At 54.2% G+C, this 2079-nt stretch carries 2 protein-coding genes; both read right to left on the bottom strand.

Annotated features, from left to right (window positions below; translation table 11 throughout):
- Window positions 1-286: 286 nt before the first annotated feature.
- A complete protein-coding gene (gmhB, locus tag AB5Y54_RS17850) occupies window positions 287-829 on the bottom strand; it encodes a D-glycero-beta-D-manno-heptose 1,7-bisphosphate 7-phosphatase (protein ID WP_043153901.1) in 543 nt (180 codons plus the stop codon).
- Between the two features lie 113 nt (window positions 830-942).
- The coding region (gene tuf, locus AB5Y54_RS17855; protein WP_017788708.1) for an elongation factor Tu at window positions 943-2079 on the bottom strand (1137 nt) is incomplete at its 5' end.

Genomic DNA, 2079 nt, shown 5'->3' on the forward strand with positions numbered 1-2079 from the left:
GAGCGACGCAGCTTTTGCGCTGCTGCGGGAGTGGCATTCTACTCAACCGCCTTCTCGAGTCAAGCCTTATTTTCAAAGGCTTTTCGAGGCTATCGACTCAGGCTTTGCGTTGCTGCTTGCCCTGTCGATGGAGGCGCATTATAGGGAGCGAATTCGTTCTGGCAAGGGGATAATTGCAAAAAGATGGCTTCCATCGTTCAATCGCTCACAAAGCCACCAAAAAGCCACCAAAAAGCCACCAAAAAGCCACCAAAAAGCCACCAAAAAGCATCTTAATCCAGCGAAATCAGCCTGCGACAGGTGCTGCAACGGCAAAATCATGCAGGTTGTCGTAGATGGCATCGGCCAGTTCAATCCCCGCATCAGTAATCGGCTTACCCGTTCTGACCATTATCTTGTGACCGACCTTGGCATTGATGGCCGCCTTCAAGTCTGAAGGTTTGTCACCCACCATATAAGAGCGGCTCATATCGATACCGAGCTCCCGCTGGGCAAGCAACAACATACCCGGTTCGGGTTTGCGGCAGTCGCAGGGGGCACCGTGGTTCGGGTGATGGGGGCAGAAGTAGATACCATCGAGATCCACATCGCGATCGGCCAATGACCAATCCATCCACTCGGTCAGGTTCATGAAGTCATCTTCAGTGAAGTAACCACGGGCAATGCCGGATTGGTTGGTCACCACGACCAGCAAATAGCCTTTTTTCTTCAGCAATTGCATGGCCTCAATCGCCCCGGGCAGAAAATGGAAGTCATCAACCTGGCTGACATAACCCGTGTCTTTGTTGATGACACCATCGCGATCCAGAAAAATGGCGGGTTTACTCACAGCAACTACCTCTATAGATGATTTCGCAAAAGTATCTCACAAGCCATTTAAAGCCCCAAAAGTAAAAGGGGTGGCCGAAGCCACCCCTTTTATGTGTGCATATAAAGTATCGATTAAGCGATAACTTTAGCTACAACACCAGCACCTACGGTACGGCCACCTTCACGGATGGCGAAACGCAGGCCGTCGTCCATCGCGATCGGGGCAATCAGGGTAACAACCATCTTGATGTTGTCGCCCGGCATGACCATCTCTACGCCTTCCGGCAGTTCGATGGTACCGGTCACGTCGGTAGTACGGAAGTAGAACTGCGGACGGTAGCCCTTGAAGAACGGAGTGTGACGACCACCTTCTTCTTTGGACAGCACGTACACTTCGGATTCGAACTTGGTGTGCGGCTTGATGGTGCCCGGCTTGGCCAGTACCTGACCACGCTCTACGTCTTCACGCTTCACGCCACGCAGCAGTGCGCCAACGTTCTCACCTGCACGACCTTCGTCCAGCAGTTTGCGGAACATTTCAACGCCGGTACAGGTGGTCTTGGTGGTATCTTTGATACCAACGATTTCCACTTCTTCACCAACCTTGACGATACCGCGCTCTACACGACCGGTAACTACGGTACCACGGCCTGCGATGGAGAATACGTCTTCGATAGGCATCAGGAACGGCTGGTCAATGGCACGCTCCGGCTCCGGAATGTAGGTGTCCAGGTGGCCAGCCAGTTCCAGGATCTTCTCTTCCCACTGAGCTTCGCCTTCCAGCGCTTTCAGTGCGGAACCACGGACTACCGGCAGGTCATCACCCGGGAAGTCGTACTCGGACAGCAGTTCGCGAACTTCCATCTCGACCAGTTCCAGCAGCTCTTCGTCATCTACCATGTCGCACTTGTTCATGAACACGATGATGTACGGAACGCCTACCTGACGACCCAGCAGGATGTGCTCACGAGTCTGCGGCATCGGGCCGTCAGTCGCTGCTACTACCAGGATTGCGCCGTCCATCTGGGCAGCACCGGTGATCATGTTTTTAACGTAGTCGGCGTGACCCGGGCAATCTACGTGAGCGTAGTGGCGGGTAGCAGTGTCGTATTCTACGTGGGAGGTGTTGATGGTGATACCACGCTCACGCTCTTCCGGCGCCTTGTCGATCTGGTCGAAGGCGAAAGCTTTACCACCGAAGTGCTTGGCCAGCACGTTGGTGATGGCGGCGGTCAGGGTGGTTTTACCGTGGTCAACGTGGCCGATGGT

This window comes from Aeromonas sp. s9 (assembly GCF_040907765.1).
Classification (GTDB): Bacteria; Pseudomonadota; Gammaproteobacteria; order Enterobacterales; family Aeromonadaceae; genus Aeromonas; species Aeromonas caviae.